This window comes from Pseudomonas sp. TZ252, from assembly GCF_056110345.1.
This window is the reverse complement of record NZ_CM148566.1, coordinates 6164483-6179754: the sequence shown is the minus strand read 5'-3', so window position 1 is coordinate 6179754 and position 15272 is coordinate 6164483. Positions and strand designations below refer to the sequence as shown.

General features: G+C 67.2%; 16 protein-coding genes. 9 read left to right on the top strand and 7 right to left on the bottom strand.

All coding sequences use genetic code 11. The annotated features are described in order from the left end of the window. The first annotated feature begins 11 nt into the window (after positions 1 to 11). Genes tssM through ACYAF3_RS28515 form a run of 3 tightly spaced genes read left to right on the top strand, consistent with a single transcriptional unit; the run spans position 12 to position 5253 of the window. Entirely contained in the window at positions 12 to 3539 is a 3528-nt protein-coding gene (gene tssM / locus ACYAF3_RS28525) for a type VI secretion system membrane subunit TssM (RefSeq protein WP_003114614.1), read from the top strand. Continuing rightward, positions 3539 to 4267: a PP2C family protein-serine/threonine phosphatase gene (locus ACYAF3_RS28520; protein ID WP_003087627.1), complete on the top strand. Its 729-nt coding sequence runs from the start codon at positions 3539 to 3541 to the stop codon at positions 4265 to 4267. Before tssM ends, ACYAF3_RS28520 begins: the two co-directional genes overlap by 1 nt. Beyond that, on the top strand, positions 4264 to 5253 hold the full coding sequence (locus ACYAF3_RS28515; protein ID WP_003097784.1) for a serine/threonine-protein kinase: 990 nt from the start codon (positions 4264 to 4266) through the stop codon (positions 5251 to 5253). Before ACYAF3_RS28520 ends, ACYAF3_RS28515 begins: the two co-directional genes overlap by 4 nt. Before the next feature lie 27 nt (positions 5254 to 5280). On the opposite strand, the gene ACYAF3_RS28510 is transcribed toward ACYAF3_RS28515, so the two are convergent. Continuing rightward, positions 5281 to 5661, bottom strand: a complete 381-nt coding sequence (locus tag ACYAF3_RS28510) for a VOC family protein (RefSeq protein WP_003097780.1) — start codon at positions 5659 to 5661, stop codon at positions 5281 to 5283. Between the two features lie 245 nt (positions 5662 to 5906). On the opposite strand from ACYAF3_RS28510, the gene ACYAF3_RS28505 reads away from it, so the two are divergent. Further along, entirely contained in the window at positions 5907 to 6368 is a 462-nt protein-coding gene (locus tag ACYAF3_RS28505) for a bacteriohemerythrin (RefSeq protein WP_003087637.1), read from the top strand. 64 nt (positions 6369 to 6432) lie between these two features. Here the strand turns inward: ACYAF3_RS28505 and folE are convergent, their stop codons facing one another. The 4 genes from folE to ACYAF3_RS28485 form a co-directional block, all read right to left on the bottom strand. Then, positions 6433 to 6978 (bottom strand): GTP cyclohydrolase I FolE, encoded by a 546-nt coding sequence (gene folE / locus ACYAF3_RS28500; protein ID WP_003087639.1) that lies wholly within the window; start codon positions 6976 to 6978, stop codon positions 6433 to 6435. A 77-nt stretch (positions 6979 to 7055) separates the two neighbouring features. Further along, positions 7056 to 7613: a Smr/MutS family protein gene (locus ACYAF3_RS28495; protein WP_128669379.1), complete on the bottom strand. Its 558-nt coding sequence runs from the start codon at positions 7611 to 7613 to the stop codon at positions 7056 to 7058. Between the two features lie 56 nt (positions 7614 to 7669). Continuing rightward, positions 7670 to 7990, bottom strand: a complete 321-nt coding sequence (locus tag ACYAF3_RS28490; protein WP_003087644.1) for a hypothetical protein — start codon at positions 7988 to 7990, stop codon at positions 7670 to 7672. Positions 7991 to 8162: 172 nt separating this feature from the next. Beyond that, complete coding sequence (locus tag ACYAF3_RS28485) at positions 8163 to 8759, bottom strand: cysteine hydrolase family protein (RefSeq protein WP_003103179.1); 597 nt, start codon at positions 8757 to 8759, stop codon at positions 8163 to 8165. Between the two features lie 170 nt (positions 8760 to 8929). Here ACYAF3_RS28485 and prmB point away from each other — a divergent pair, with 170 nt between their 5' ends. After that, positions 8930 to 9844: a 50S ribosomal protein L3 N(5)-glutamine methyltransferase gene (prmB, locus tag ACYAF3_RS28480; protein ID WP_003087648.1), complete on the top strand. Its 915-nt coding sequence runs from the start codon at positions 8930 to 8932 to the stop codon at positions 9842 to 9844. 24 nt (positions 9845 to 9868) lie between these two features. Here prmB and ACYAF3_RS28475 read toward each other — a convergent pair whose 3' ends face one another. Beyond that, a complete protein-coding gene (locus tag ACYAF3_RS28475; RefSeq protein WP_003087649.1) occupies positions 9869 to 10648 on the bottom strand; it encodes a hypothetical protein in 780 nt (259 codons plus the stop codon). Positions 10649 to 10725: 77 nt separating this feature from the next. Next, positions 10726 to 11709 carry an alpha/beta hydrolase gene (locus ACYAF3_RS28470; RefSeq protein WP_124207286.1) on the bottom strand — a complete coding sequence of 328 codons (984 nt, stop codon included), beginning with the start codon at positions 11707 to 11709 and terminating at the stop codon, positions 10726 to 10728. A gap of 107 nt (positions 11710 to 11816) precedes the next feature. Here ACYAF3_RS28470 and aroC point away from each other — a divergent pair, with 107 nt between their 5' ends. The 4 genes from aroC to ACYAF3_RS28450 are packed head-to-tail and all read left to right on the top strand — an operon-like array spanning position 11817 to position 15259. Then, positions 11817 to 12908, top strand: a complete 1092-nt coding sequence (gene aroC / locus ACYAF3_RS28465; RefSeq protein WP_003087653.1) for a chorismate synthase — start codon at positions 11817 to 11819, stop codon at positions 12906 to 12908. Between the two features lie 43 nt (positions 12909 to 12951). Next, the gene (locus ACYAF3_RS28460; protein ID WP_003087654.1) at positions 12952 to 14103 is read left to right on the top strand and encodes an MFS transporter; all 1152 of its coding nucleotides are present in this window, start codon (positions 12952 to 12954) and stop codon (positions 14101 to 14103) included. Then, positions 14100 to 14717 carry a methylthioribulose 1-phosphate dehydratase gene (locus tag ACYAF3_RS28455; RefSeq protein WP_003087655.1) on the top strand — a complete coding sequence of 206 codons (618 nt, stop codon included), beginning with the start codon at positions 14100 to 14102 and terminating at the stop codon, positions 14715 to 14717. The genes ACYAF3_RS28460 and ACYAF3_RS28455 overlap by 4 nt, the downstream gene beginning before the upstream one ends. Next, positions 14714 to 15259: a 1,2-dihydroxy-3-keto-5-methylthiopentene dioxygenase gene (locus ACYAF3_RS28450; RefSeq protein ID WP_003087656.1), complete on the top strand. Its 546-nt coding sequence runs from the start codon at positions 14714 to 14716 to the stop codon at positions 15257 to 15259. Before ACYAF3_RS28455 ends, ACYAF3_RS28450 begins: the two co-directional genes overlap by 4 nt. Positions 15260 to 15272: the final 13 nt, after the last annotated feature.

The window sequence follows — 15272 nt, the reverse complement described above, 5'->3', positions numbered from 1 at the left end:
AGGGACGCGAAATGAAAAACTTCTTCAAGAAAGTCGGCGCCTTCCTGCGCAAGACGTGGGTCTGGACGCTGTTGCTGGTACTCCTGGCGGCATTGCTGGTGTGGTTCGTCGGGCCGCTGCTGGCGGTCGCCGACTACAAGTTCTGGGAAAGCCCGACCTCGCGGTTGCTGAGCATCAGCCTGATGTTCCTGGTCTGGGGGCTGGCGATGGTCTTCGTCAGCTGGCGCGCCGGAGTGCGGCGCAAGGCCGTCGAGGACAGCGACGAGGGCCAGGAGCGCCTGCGCCGCGACGGTCTGATCGAAGACGAACAGAAGGAATTGCGCAGCCGCTTCAAGGACGCCTTGCGCACCCTGAAGACCTCCAGCCTGTACCGCGGTCGCAGCGAGCGCTGGCGCAACGAGCTGCCCTGGTACCTGCTGATCGGCCCGCAGGGAAGCGGCAAGACCAGCCTGCTGGACTTTTCCGGACTGGAATTCCCGATCAACCGGATCGACCGCAAGCTGACCCGCGACACCGCCGGCACGCGCTACTGCGACTGGTACTTCGCCGACCACGGCGTCCTGATCGACACCGCCGGGCGCTACCTGACCCAAGCCGACGGCGAGGTCGACGGGGGCGCCTGGGCGACCCTGCTCGGCCTGTTGCGCAAGCGCCGCCGCGCACGGCCGCTGAATGGCGTGATGGTGTCGATTCCGGTGGAAACGTTGCTCAGCGACGACGAGATGGCGCTGGATACGCTGGCTCGCCAGGTGCGCGCGCGCCTGCAGGAAATCCAGCAGACCCTGCACCTCGATCTGCCGGTCTACCTGGTGCTGAGCAAGGCCGACCAGTTGCTCGGCTTCGACGAGTTCTTCGACCAGTTGAGCCGCGAGGAGAGCGACCAGGTTCTGGGCACCAGCTTCGGCAAGGAGCAGAACGGCACCGATGTGACGGTCCTGCGCCAGGCGTTCGAGGACCTTCTGCGACGCCTGAACAGCCAGGTGATCATGCGCATCCACCAGGAGCGCGATACCCTGCGTCGCGGTCGCATCCTCGACTTCCCGCACCAGCTTGGCCAGATCGGCGAGCGGTTGTGCCTGTTCGTCGAACTCGCCTTCACCGGCAACCGCTACCAGCGCGCCAGCCGCCTGCGCGGCTTCTACCTGACCAGCGCGCCGCACCTGGCCCAGCAGCTGGACGAGGACACCGCCGGCATCGGCGCCAACCTGGGGATCGCCAGCGGCCTGTTGCCGACCCTGCGCAACGGGCGCTCGCGCTTCATCCATCACCTGCTGAGCCAGGTGATCTTCCCCGAGGCCAACCTGGCAGGTCTCGATCGCCGCGAACGCACGCGCATCCACTGGGGCCAGCGCGCCCTGTACGTCGGTTCGCTGGCGCTCCTTCTGCTATTCGGCCTGCTCTGGGCTGGCGGTTTCTCGGCCAACCACGAGCGCCTGGAGCGGCTACGCGAGCTGGCGCAGCAATGGACCCAGCAGCGCCAGGCGCTTGGCGAGCGCGATGACGCCATGGCGGCGCTGAAGACGCTGGATAGCAGCTATGCGGCGACCACCGTGTTTCCGCCCAAAGGGGAAGTCTCGCTGCACGAGCGCGCCGGGCTGTACCAGGGCAACGAGGTCAACCCGCCGCTGGCCGCGGCCTATCGCCGCGAGCTGGAGACGCAACTGCTGCCGCGCGTGGCGCGGATGCTCGAAGCGCAGATCCGCGGCAACATGCAGAATCGCGAACGCCTGCTCAACAGCCTGCGGGCCTACCTGATGCTGAATCTGCGCGAGCGCCGCGAGAACGGATGGCTCAAGGACTGGGTGGCTACCGACTGGTCGCAGCGCTATGCCGGCAACGGCACCGTGCAGAATGGCCTGAACACGCATTTCGCCCGTCTGCTCGAGCAACCGTTCAGCTATCCGCTGAACGAGACCCTGGTGGCCCAGGCACGCCAGGTGCTGCGCAGCGAGTCCTTGGCCAACGTGGTCTACCGGGTGCTGCGCGAACAGGCGCGAAGCCTGCCCGAGTATCGCTTCGGCCAGCACCTGGGGCCGCAGGCCGGTCTGTTCGTCGGCACCGACTACGTGATCCCGGGGTTCTACACCCAGCAGGGCTACCAGCAGTACTTCGTGGTCCAGGGCGCCAGCCTGGTCAACGACATCCTTCGCGACAACTGGGTCCTGGGCGAGGGCAGCGGGATCAGCGACATGGACCTGCGGCGCCTGATGGTCGAACTCGAGCAGCTGTATTTCCGCGACTACGCGAACTTCTGGAGCGAGGCGGTCGGACGCCTGGGCCTGCTGCCGTTCAACGATGCCGGCGAGGGCGCCGACCAGGTTTCCGGGCTGCTCGCCGCCAACTCGCCGATCCTCCAGTTGTTGCTGGAGGTCCGTGAGAACACCCGTTTCCCGGTCCTGGCGGAGAGCGCCGAGGCGCTGGCAGAGGCCAGCGACAAGGCCGCGGAAAAGGGCGGCAAGCTGGGCAAGGCGGCCGCCGCGGCGGCCGGCAAGGCCAGGGACGCGTTGGCGAAGAACCTGCCGGATACCGCGAAGAAGTCCCTGCAACGCCGCTTCGAGCCCCTGCATCGCCTGCTCGACGATAACAACGGCCCGGCGGCCGACCTCACCCCGCTGTTGCAGGCGCTCAACGAGTTGCAGTTGCAACTCGCCGGACTGGCGCGCGCCAGCCAGCCGGAGCAGGCGGCTTTCGACATGGCGAAGAGCCGCATGGGCGGCCAGCGCGATGCCCTGAGCAACCTGCGCAACGCCTCCGCGCGACTGCCGCGACCGCTCGGCGGATGGTTCAGCGTGCTGGCCGAAGACGCCTGGCGGCTGGTCCTCGGCGATGCCTACCTGTATCTCAACCAGCGCTACCAGAGCGAGCTGTACGGTTTCTACAGCAAGGCGATCAACAAGCGCTACCCGTTCAACGCGCACAGCGCCAGCGATGTCGCGGTCAGCGATTTCCGCGAGTTCTTCAAGGCGCAGGGCGTCGCCGAACGCTTCTTCGAAACCTACATGCGGCCCTTCGTCAGCGGCGACCCGGGCAGTTACCGCCTGCGCAGCGTGGACGGTTACAGCCTGCCGATGTCCAAGGTCTATCTCGACCAGATGGGCACGGCCCAGCTGATCCGCCAGAGCTTCTTCGCCGAGAACCCGGCCGAGCCACAGGTGCGCTTCCGCCTGGAGCCCTATACCCTCGATCCTGGCGTCAGCCGCGCCGAGTTCCGTTTCGACGGTCAGTCCATGGAGTACCGCCACGGCCCGATCGTGCCGATGTCGTTCAAGTGGCCCAGCGACGCCGACGGCGGCCGCACCAGCCTGGTGCTGGAGAAGATGGCCGGACGACCGGTGGGAATCGAACGCAATACCGGGCCCTGGTCGCTGTTCAGGCTGTTCGACCTGATGCAGACCGAGTACCTCAGCGGGCGTGACGTGATGGTGCTCAAGGCCGACCTGGGCGGCCTGCGCGCCAACTACCTGCTGCTCGCCCAGCGCACGCCGAATCCGTTCGATCTCGCGGTCCTGCGCAGCTTCCGCATGCCGGTGCAGCTCTGATGCAACGCACCGAGCCCTGGCGCAGCGCGGCACGCACGGATCGCGGCAAGGTCCGCGCGCGCAACGAGGATGCCTTCCTGGACTGCCCGGATCGCGGGCTCTGGGCGGTCGCCGATGGCATGGGCGGGCACCAGGCCGGCGACCTGGCCAGCCGGATGATCGTCACCAGCCTGGCGGAACTGCCGGCCCGGGCGGGATTCGACGAGCGCCTGAACGCGATGCGCCAGTGCCTGCACTGGCTCAACCGGCGCCTGGGCGAGGAACTCACCCTCAGCGCCGAACGCGGCGACAGGATCATCGGCAGTACGGTGGTGGCGCTGGTCGTGGAGGGTTCGCGGGCGGCCTGCGTGTGGGTCGGCGACAGCCGCTGCTACCTGTGGCGCGGCCAGCGGCTGTACCAGCTGTCCCGCGACCACTCGCTGTTGCAGCGACTGGTCGACGAACGGCGGATGGATATCGAGCAGGCCCGCGCCTATCCCTCGGCGCGCGCGCTGACACGTGCCGTCGGCGCCAGCGAACAACTGGTGCTGGACGTGTTGGAACTGGAGGTGCATCCCGGGGATGTCTTCCTGCTCTGCAGCGACGGGCTCTACGAAGAGCTGAGCGCCGATGCGCTGGGTCGCGCGTTGAGCCTGGCATCGCCGCAGGTGGCGGTGGAGCGGCTGTTCGACGGTGCCCTGAGCGGCGCCGCACGGGACAACCTGACGGCCGTGGTGATCCGCCAATGAACGAACCGCTGTCGTCGCTGGAGCTGCTGCCGGAGGAGGAGGGCGGCGCGAACCTGACCTATTTCGCCTTCGCCGCCCCGACCGCCTCGGCGCCGGACCTGCCGGCGGTGTTGCCCGGTCCGCTGCCGGACGTTCTTTCCGGGCGCTACCGTCTGGAGCGGATGCTCGGCGCCGGCGGCATGGGGACGGTCTACCGTGCCCGGGACCTGCTCCATGAGCAGTTCGGCGACCCGGCGCCGCTGGTAGCGCTGAAGCTGCTCAACGAGTCGGTCGCCGAGTCACCCGACGCCAGCGCCTTGCTCTATAGCGAGTTCGCCCTGACCCGGCGCTTGCGCCATCCGAACGTCGTGCGTCTGTTCACCTTCGACGTCGACACCGCATGCCAGCGCGCCTACATCGTCATGGAACTCATGCCTGGCCTGCCGCTCGACCGCCTGCTCTGCGAGCGTCCCGAAGGCCTGCCCTGGTCCGAGCTGAGCGCGATCGCCCGGCCGTTGCTGGATGTTCTGGCCTACGTCCACGAACAAGGAGTACTGCATGGCGACCTGAAGCCGAGCAACGTGATGCTCGGCGAAGAGGGCGTGCGGCTCTTCGACTTCGGCCTCGGCCAGGCGCAGGCAGGCATCCTGGATGGCCTGCCGCAGCTCAGCCGGGGCCGCATCGACGCCTGGACTCCGGGCTACGCCGCTCCCGAACTGCTCGAGGGCGCGCCATTGTCGCCGGCGGCCGACCTGTATGCGCTGGCCTGCGTCCTCTACGAACTGGCCGACGGTCGCCATCCGTTCCGCCGCCTGCCCTCGAACCAGGCCCGGGAGCAGGGGCTGGAGCGCCAGCTGCGCGCGCCCGGACACCTGCCTCGGCGCTGCTGGCCGGCGCTGCGTACCGCCCTGAGCCTCGACCCCGAACGGCGCTGCATCGGCGTCCGCGAATTGCAGGAAGCGCTGGGCGCGCGGCGTTCCTGGCTGGCCGGCGTTCTTGCCCGTTGAGCCGGCGGCGCTCGGTTTGCAGGACCTCTACGGCCGCTCTCCGCAAGCGCTCTGCAGGGCGATACGATTGCCTTCGCTGTCCCTGATCTCGGCGATGAACACGCCGTCGCCAAGCGGCGTCTTCGGGAAGAGGATTTCGCTGCCTTCGCCGAGGGCCCGGGCAATGACGGCATCCAGGTCCGCGACATTCAGGTAGATGATCGCCCCATGTAGCGTAGGCACGTAGACGTCGCCCTCGGCGAGTGCGCCGCTGGCACCGTCACGGCCTTCCTCGAAGGGGAAATGCGCCATTCTGCTTCCGTGCAGGGTGGCTACCTCGCCGAACGCCACTCCGAACACCGAGGCGTAGAAACGCATCGCCCTCCCCAGGTCGGACACCGGTATTTCCACGTGCGCGATCAGGTTCATTTCCTTCCTGTCCTGTCGGGACCACTGGTGACGCCGCTTTCCGGCGACGATGGCGGATGTTCAGCCGCGCGAAACCGAGCGGATCGAGCGGGCATGCCGCCGCGAGGGGGGCGAATGAATTCATGCGAAATTCATTAACATCTTGTCCCGCTTGACCGGCGTCAATACCCGTACTGCGTCACAAAAATACCCTGGCCCCAGGCCGTTCGGAAAGGCCGTTCGCTGTTCGCTTGGGGGAAGTCATCATGGCGCATCTGGTCTGGCAGGATGACCTGAATACCGGTATTCAGGTCATCGACAATCAACACAAACGCATCGTCGAGATGATCAATCACCTGCACGACGCCCAGCAAGGCAAGGAACACGCGGCGATCGCCGAGGTGATCGAGGAGCTGGTGGACTACACGCTGTCGCACTTCGCCTTCGAGGAAACCCTGATGGAGGATGCCGGCTACCAGTTTTCCCGGGCGCACAAGAAGATCCACGAGCTGTTCATCCGCCGGGTCTCCGAATACCGGGTGCGCTTCCAGGCCGGCGAGGATGTCGGCGATGAACTCAAGGGCTTGCTCTCGCGCTGGCTGTTCAACCACATCCGCAACGACGACGCCGGATATGTGGATGCGGTACGCCACAGCATGTCCGAACTGGTCAAGGACAAGAGCGAGGGCGGTTGGTTGTCGCGCTCGATGAAGCGCTTCTTCGGCTGATCGCCGGGGAAGGAAACGCAAAACCGGCCCAGTGGGGCCGGTTCTTTCGCCAGCGGACCTGGCCTCAGCGGATCAGGCTGAGGAATTCGCTGCGGGTGGCGGCGTTGTCGCGGAATTCGCCGAGCATCACCGAAGTGACCATGGACGAGTTCTGCTTTTCCACGCCGCGCATCATCATGCACATGTGCTGGGCCTGGATCACCACCGCGACGCCGAGGGCGCCGGTGACCTGCTGGACCGCCTCGGCGATCTGCCGGCTCATGTTCTCCTGGATCTGCAGGCGGCGGGCGTACATGTCGACGATCCGCGCGACCTTCGACAGGCCGAGCACCTTGCCGTTCGGGATATAGGCCACGTGGGCCTTGCCGATGAAGGGCAGCAGGTGGTGCTCGCAGAGCGAGTACAGCTCGATGTCCTTGACCAATACCATTTCGCTGTTGTCGGAGCTGAACAGGGCACCGTTGACGACTTCTTCCAGGCTCTGTTGGTAGCCGCGGCACAGGTACTTCATGGCCTTGGCGGCACGCTTGGGCGTGTCCAGCAGACCTTCGCGGTTAACGTCCTCGCCGAGCTGGGTGAGGATCGAGGAGTAGTGTTGTTCCAGGGACATGGGCGTTCCAGTCAGACGATTACCAGCGCGGAGGGTAGGACGTCGCCGGGCCGCTGGCAAGACTCGGCGCTTGCCGGCTACTCGTCGCGGCCTTCGAGCATGGTCCTGCGCAGCATCACGTAGACCGAGCCGGTGCCGCCGTGGCGTGGCAGGCAGGAGGTGAAACCGAGCACCTGCGGGTGCTGGCGCAACCAGGTATTGACGTGGCTTTTCACCAGCGGGCTGCGTCCGTCCTTGCGCGCGGCCTTGCCATGGGTCACGCGCACGCAGCGGATTTCCAGGCGGGTGGCCTCGGCAAGGAAGTCCCATAGCGTCTGCCGGGCCTTCTCCACGCTCATGCCGTGCAGGTCGAGGCTACCGTCGAAGGGCACCAGGCCCTGCTTGAGCTTGCGCAACTGGCTTTCCTGGACGCCGTCGCAGGCCCAGGACAGCTCGTCCTCGGGGCCGACGTCGATGACGAACTGGTCGGACAGGCCATCGACGCGGATTTCGTCGTTGCGCACGCTGGCATTGAGCTGGCGCTGCTTGAGTTGCTGGCGGTCGTTGCGAGGTTTGCCGGTATCGGCTCGATCGACCGAGATGCGCTTGACGCCGCGCATCTCGCTCTTGAACAGGGAAAAGTCGTCGTCTTGCATGGGAGCCTCCGCGAAGCGGCGCAGTTTACCGGATCGGCCGGACGCCGGCAGCCCGCTCAGTCGCGCTTTTTCATCAGGTTCGGCGACAGGCTCAGGTCGCTGTTGCGGCGGCTGCGGCGGCGGCTGAAACGCCAGAAGAACACGCCGAGGCAGAGCGACAGCAGGCCAAGGGCCAGCAAGACGCCGCCAGCGGCGGGTTCGATATGCAGCATGCCGACAGCCGGCTGGCGGCCGATCAAGGCCGAGGTGCCGGCCAGCGACAGCAGCACGCCCAGGCTCGCCACCAGGGCCGCGAACGCCGCCGCCAGGCGCCAGCGCCAGACTCTCGGCCGGCGCGGGCGCAGCCGGCGCGCATCGAAACTATCGGACAACTTCATCCCGACTTCCTCGTGTGTCATCGGGGCTAGGACCGGAACCTTCCGGCCGGGTTCCCGGATTCCCGGGAGCCGTGGGCAAACCGTGCGCCACTCGTCTTCTCGCCGCAAGCCATGGCCCTGCAGGCAGACTAGTCCTCCGCAGGGCGGGACGGGAGGGCGGCTGGATGGGCGGTCAGAGCAGTTCCCGGGCCTGGGCGACGATCGCCGCGAAGTTGTCGCCGAGGGCGGCGATCTCGGCGCGTTGCAGATCCGCGGCGCTCAGGACCCCGCCGTTCAGGGTGGGTATGTCGCGGGTGGCGCAGGCGCTATCGGCGAGGGTGCAGCGGTAGCCGTAGTCCTTGGCCGCGCGCACGGTGGTGCTGACGCTGGAATGGGTCATGAAGCCGCAGACGATCAGGTCGAGACGGCCGTGGTTCTGCAGCAGGTCGTGCAGCTCGGTGCCGGAGAAGGCATTGGGCAGGCGTTTCTCCACGACCTTTTCCCCGGCTTCCGGTTGCAGTTCCGGGAGGAACTGGCCGCGCGGCCCTTGCGGATCGAACAGGCCGCCCTGGATACCCAGGTGGCGTACATGCACGATGGGCGTACCGCTGGCGCGGGCCGCCTGCACCAGCACGCCGATCTCCGCGGCGGCGGCGTCGAGGCCTGGCAGGCGCAGGGCGCCGCTGCGGTACTCTTCCTGGGCATCGATGATCAGCAAGGTGCTCTGCCGAAGGGGGGCTGGCGGGTAGCCGCGTCCGCTGATCTGCAAAAGGGTGAGCGGATGAGGCATGTCACTACTCCTGAGAAGGCACATGCCTTTCATTCTGGCCCCTATCGGCGAGCCTGTGAACCTTTGCCGCATGCGCACTAAAGTGGTATGGACTTCCCGCGCTGGAGGCCAGCTCCGGCGCGATCGGCTAGAATGTCGCCCTTTTGTGCGTTGCGAGGAGCAATTCCGTCATGTCCGAGTCCCGTCTGCTCACCCTGCGTGACTATATCCGCTGGGCTGTCAGCCGTTTCCACGCCGCCGGCCTGTTCTTCGGTCACGGCACCGACAATGCCTGGGACGAGGCGCGCCACCTGGTTCTGGGCTCCCTGCACCTTCCCTGGGAAATTTCTGACAGCTACCTGGATTGTCGCCTGGAAGACGATGAACGCGCCGAGTTGGCGGAGATCCTCCGGCGGCGCATCGAGGAACGGATTCCGGCGGCCTACCTGCTGGGCGAAGCCTGGTTCTGCGGGATTCCCTTCAGCGTCGACGAACGCGTGCTGGTGCCGCGCTCGCCTATCGCCGAACTTATCGAACAGCGCTTCGCGCCCTGGCTGCCGGCCGAGCCGGCGCGAATCCTCGACCTCTGCACCGGTTCCGGCTGCATCGGCATCGCCTGCGCCTATGCGTTCGAGCAGGCGGAGGTGGTGCTCGCCGACCTGTCCTTCGATGCGCTGGAGGTGGCCAACGTCAATATCGAGCGCCACGACCTCGGCGAGCGGGTCTACACCGTCCAGGGCGACGGTTTCGCCGGGCTTCCCGGCCAGCGCTTCGACCTGATCGTGTCCAATCCGCCCTACGTGGATGCCGAGGATTTCGCCGACATGCCGGCGGAGTTCCATCATGAGCCTGAACTCGGCCTGGCCTGCGGCGACGACGGCCTGGACCTGGTGCGACGGATGCTCGCCGAGGCGGCCGACCACCTCAGCGAGAAAGGCCTGCTGATCGTCGAGGTGGGCAACAGCGAGGTCCATGTGCAGGCGCTGTATCCGGAAGTGGACTTCACCTGGCTGGAGTTCGAGCACGGCGGCCACGGGGTGTTCATGCTGTCCGCCGCGCAGTGCCGCGAGCACCGGGAACTGTTCCGTTCGCGCTTGGAAAAGTGATCGGAGGCGGCTGGTGCCGCCGGTTCAGTGAGTGGCGATCCAGATCAGCAGGCCGGCCTGGAACACCGCGAAGGCGGTCAGGCAGGCGATGGTGAAGCGCAGGCTGGTGTCGTCGCGGCGGTAGTGGTTGATGCGCTGTTCCAGTTGGCGGATCTCCGCATCCTGGGCCTGCAGGGTCTGCTCGGCCTGTTCCAGCATCGCCGCGGCGTCCAGCAGCGGCACGATCTGCACCTTGTCCTTGTGCCAATCGCTGTGCAGCTCACTGACCCGGCCGGCGCTGTAGCGGGCCTTGAGCAACCGCTGGTCCTCATAGCTGACGTCGAAGCCCTGGGCGCGGATGAAATGGTCGCGGCGCAGGCGTGCGTCTTCGGTCAGGCCATCCTTCAGCGCCAGTGCGCCGCCTTCCACCTTGTAGTGGGCCCAGCGTCGTTGCGCCCAGGCGATCGCCTGGGCCAGCAGGAAACGGCCCAGCCCGCGGTTCAAGGGTTCCAGGCTGAGCCCGGCGTCCGAACCGAAACGCACTTCCTTGTTGCGATGATCGGCCCAGACCTCCAGCAGGTTCTGCTCCTTGCGCAGCATCAGGCCTGGCACCTGGATGCTCAGGCGCAGCAGGCTCTGGTCCGCGCTGTGCCGTTCGACCCTGCCGAGCTGGACGAAGCGCAGGGGGCGGGCGCCGGTCGCGCGGTCGGTGGGCAGTGGCGCCAGGCGGAGCAGGCGGAAATGCTCCGGGGCCAGTTCGGCCCAGGGGTGCGGCGGTTTCTTCTCGGCTTCTTCTGCGGCCGGTTGGGTATCGCTATCGATCATCGGACATCCTCTGGCCGGCCGCCTTCACGGGCCGGCTTTCAGAACTTGTCGGCGCGGGAAGCGATTTCTGTAGCGGCTCAGCGGCCTTTTTCCGCCTCTGCGCCGCGCAGGATGAAGCGGCTGACCGCCTCGACCAGTTGCCGGGCCAGCGGCAGGTTCGGGTCGTTGTAGGCGGAAAGCTGCTGGAGACCGGTGCTCGGGGCGATCCGCAGGATGTGGTTCATGCCGTCGATGAGCACCAGTTGCGAGTCGGGCTTGGCTCGCTGGAGCGCCTCGGCGTCGGCGACGCCGACCTGGATGTCATTGCGGCCCTGGACGATCAGGGTCGGGATGCGCAGGCTGCCGAACGCGCGTGCCGGGTCTTCGCGGAACAGCGAGATCAGGTACGGCTGCACGCTGGGGCGGAGCAGGCTGGCGAGCGCCGGCGGGATATCGCCGCGGGTCTCGCCGGCCTTCAGCGAAGCCAGCACCGAGTCGGCCTGGCGCAGTTGCGCCGGCGGCAGGCGACCGCGCAGTTGCTCGCGCAGCACCCGGTCGATGGGTTGGCCGCTGCCGGCGATGGCGATCAATTCCTCGGCCGGCGTGCGAGGCGCCGCCAGGCTGGCGATCAGCGCGCCTTCGCTATGGCCGACCAGGATCAGCCGGGAGAAGCGCGGGTCGCGGGCCAGCCGTTCGCTCCAGGCGACCACGTCGTCGACATAGACGCCGACGCTGAGGTCTTCCTCGCGCGGCGCCGCCGCCAGGCTGCGGGCGACTCCACGCTTGTCGTAGCGCACGCTGGCGATTCCGCGTTCGGCCAGGGCCTCGGCGAGACGCAACAGGTAGCGGTTGTTGCCGCCGAAGGGGTTGTTGCCGTCGCGGTCGGTGGGACCGGAGCCGGCGACCAGCAGGACCACCGGCGGCGGCACGGCGCTGCGCGGCAGCAGCAAGGAGCCGCGCAGCACGCCGTGCCCGGTGTCCAGGTCGTAGGGGCGGTGCAGGATGCTGTTGGGAGCGGTGTGGGCCAGGCTGGCGAGCAGGCAGAACAGGGCGAGGAGGGCGCGCGGCATGGAGGTCTTCATGGGCCGATGATAGCGCTTTGATCGCGTCCTCCGGGGAAGGTTCGCAGGCCCGTCCTTGACGGGTATACTCCGATGTCTTTCCCTCTCGTCCTCACGCGGAGCCTCGCATGTCCGGCAACACCTACGGCAAGCTCTTCACCGTCACCACCGCAGGCGAAAGCCACGGCCCGGCGCTGGTCGCCATCGTCGATGGGTGCCCCCCGGGGCTGGAACTGTCCGCCCGGGACCTGCAACGCGACCTCGACCGGCGCAAGCCCGGCACCAGCCGGCACACCACCCAGCGCCAGGAAGCCGACGAGGTGGAGATTCTTTCCGGGGTGTTCGAGGGCAAGACCACCGGCACGCCGATCGGCCTGCTGATCCGCAACACCGACCAGAAGTCCAAGGACTACTCGGCGATCAAGGACCTGTTCCGCCCGGCCCATGCCGACTACACCTACCACCACAAGTACGGCGTGCGCGACTACCGCGGCGGCGGCCGTTCCTCGGCGCGCGAGACCGCCATGCGTGTGGCCGCCGGGGCTATCGCCAAGAAATACCTGGCGGGCCTGGGCATCCAGGTGCGCGGCTACATGAGCCAGCTCGGGCCGATCGAGATTCCGTTCAGGAGCTGGGACAGCGTCGAGCAGAATGCCTTCTTCAGCCCCGACCCGGACAAGGTGCCGGAGCTGGAGGCCTACATGGACCAATTGCGCCGCGACCAGGATTCGGTCGGGGCGAAGATCACCGTGGTTGCCGAAGGCGTGCCGCCGGGCCTGGGCGAGCCGATCTTCGACCGCCTGGACGCCGAACTGGCGCATGCGCTGATGAGCATCAACGCGGTGAAGGGCGTGGAGATCGGCGCCGGCTTCGCCAGCATCGCCCAGCGCGGCACCGAGCACCGCGACGAACTGACCCCGCAAGGCTTCCTGTCGAACAATGCCGGCGGCATCCTCGGCGGGATCTCCTCCGGCCAGCCGATCGTCGCCCACCTGGCGCTGAAGCCGACCTCCAGCATCACCACTCCCGGGCGCTCGATCGATACCGCCGGCGAGCCGGTGGACATGATCACCAAGGGCCGTCACGACCCGTGCGTCGGCATCCGCGCCACGCCGATCGCCGAGGCGATGATGGCCATCGTCCTGCTCGACCAGTTGCTGCGCCAGCGTGGGCAGAACGCTGACGTGCGCGTCGACACACCGGTCCTGCCGCAGCTGTGAGGGCTGTGGCAGGCAGCGATGCGGGACGGGTGAACGGCGGATCGTGACCAGCGCGGTTCCCTACTGGCGCCTGTCCAGCTTCTATTTCTTCTATTTCAGCCTGCTCGGCGCCACGGCGCCGTTCCTCGCCCTGTATTTCCATCACCTGGGCTTCCCCAGCCCGCGCATCGGCGAGCTGGTGGCGATTCCCATGCTGATGCGTTGCGTCGCGCCCAACCTGTGGGGCTGGCTGGGCGACCGCAGCGGCCAGCGCCTGGCCATCGTGCGCTTCGGCGCGGTATGCACGGCGCTGGGCTTCTCGCTGATCTTCGTCAGCCACAGCTACGCCTGGCTGGCCTTGGTGATGGCGTTGCACGCGTTCTTCTGGCACGCCGTGCTGCCGCAGTTCGAGGTCATCACCCTGGCCCACCTGCGCGAGCGCAGCGCCAGCTACAGCCGGATTCGCCTGTGGGGCTCGATCGGTTTCATCTGCACCGTGGTCGGTCTCGGCGCGCTGTTCGAGCGCCTGAGCCTGGATGTCTACCCGGCGACGCTGCTGGGTATCATGCTCGGCATCGTGCTGTGCAGCTGGTGGGTGCCCAATGCCCAGCCGGCCCATCGCGAACCGCGCGAAGGCGAGGGCGGCTTCCTCGCCCAGTTGCGCCAGCCGGGCGTGCTGGCGTTCTACCTGTGCGTGTGCCTGATGCAGCTGTCCCATGGGCCGTACTACACCTTCCTGACCCTGCACCTGGAATCGCTGGGCTACAGCCGGGCGCTGATCGGTCTGCTCTGGGCGCTGGGGGTGGTCGCCGAGGTCATGTTGTTCCTCGCCATGCCACGCCTGCTGCAACGCTTCAGCCTGCGCCAGGTGCTGGCCGCGAGCTTCCTGCTGGCGTCGTTGCGCTGGCTGCTTCTCGGCAACCTGGCCGACAGCCTGGCGCTGCTGGTCTTTGCCCAGACGCTGCATGCCGCCACCTTCGGCAGTTTTCATGCGGCTGCCATCCATTTCGTGCAGCGTAGCTTCGGCCCGCGCCAGCAGGGCCAGGGCCAGGCCCTGTATGCTGCGCTGGCCGGTACCGGCGGAGCCCTGGGCGCGCTGTATTCCGGCTATAGCTGGAACAGCCTGGGCCCTGCCTGGACCTTCGCCATCGCCAGCCTGGCAGCCTTGCTGGCAGCCGCTATCATCAGTACCCGTTTGCAAGAGGTGCGGGCATGAACGACAACCGTGAACAGCTGACCCAGCAGATCATCGACGCCGGCCGGTTCCTCTACGGCCGCGGCTGGTCGCCGGCAACCAGCAGCAACTACTCCGCGCGCCTGGACGAACAGCGCGCGCTGCTCACCGTCTCGGGCAAGCACAAGGGCCAGTTGGGCTTCGACGACGTGCTGGTCACCGACCTGGCCGGCAACAGCCTGGAACCGGGCAAGAAACCCTCGGCGGAGACCCTCCTGCACACCCAGCTGTATGCCTGGAACCCGGCGATCGGCGCGGTGCTGCATACCCACTCGGTGAATGCCACCGTGCTTTCCCGCCTGGTCCGCGGCGACCGCCTGGTGCTGCAGGACTACGAACTGCAGAAGGCCTTCGCCGGGGTCACCACCCACGAAGGCCAGGTCGAGGTGCCGATCTTCGACAACGACCAGGACATCGCCCGCCTGGCCAGCCGCGTGCAGCCCTGGCTGGAGGCGCATCCGCACTGCCCGGGGTATTTGATCCGCGGCCACGGGCTGTACACTTGGGGCGCGCGCATGAGCGATGCCCTGCGTCAGGTGGAAGCTTTCGAGTTTCTGTTCGAGTGTGAACTGAAAGTACTGAGTCTGAGCCGATGAGCAGCCTTACCGTCTATCACGAGAACCAGCCGGAGCAGCCGCTGAAGCTGCTGACCCATGCCGAGGACATCGCTTCGACCCTGGCCGAGGTCGGCGTCCGTTTCGAACGCTGGGAAGCCGCCGCGCCCATCGCCGCCGGCGCCAGCCAGGACGAGGTGATCGCCGCCTACGCCCACGAGATCGAGCGGCTCAAGCGCGAGCGCGGCTACATCACCGTGGACGTGGTCAGCCTGAACAGCGACCACCCGCAGAAGGCCGAATTGCGCGCCAAGTTCCTCGACGAGCACCGCCATGGCGAAGACGAGGTGCGCTTCTTCGTCGCCGGGCGCGGCCTGTTCGTCCTGCATATCGAGGAGCATGTCTACGCCGTGCTCTGCGAGCGCAACGACCTGATCTCGGTGCCGGCCGGCACCCGCCACTGGTTCGACATGGGCGAGCACCCGCATTTCGTCGCCGTGCGCCTGTTCAACAACCCGGAGGGCTGGGTCGCCCAGTTCACCGGCGACGACATCGCCAGCCGCTTCCCCCTGCTGGAAGACTGAGCGAGGCACCGTC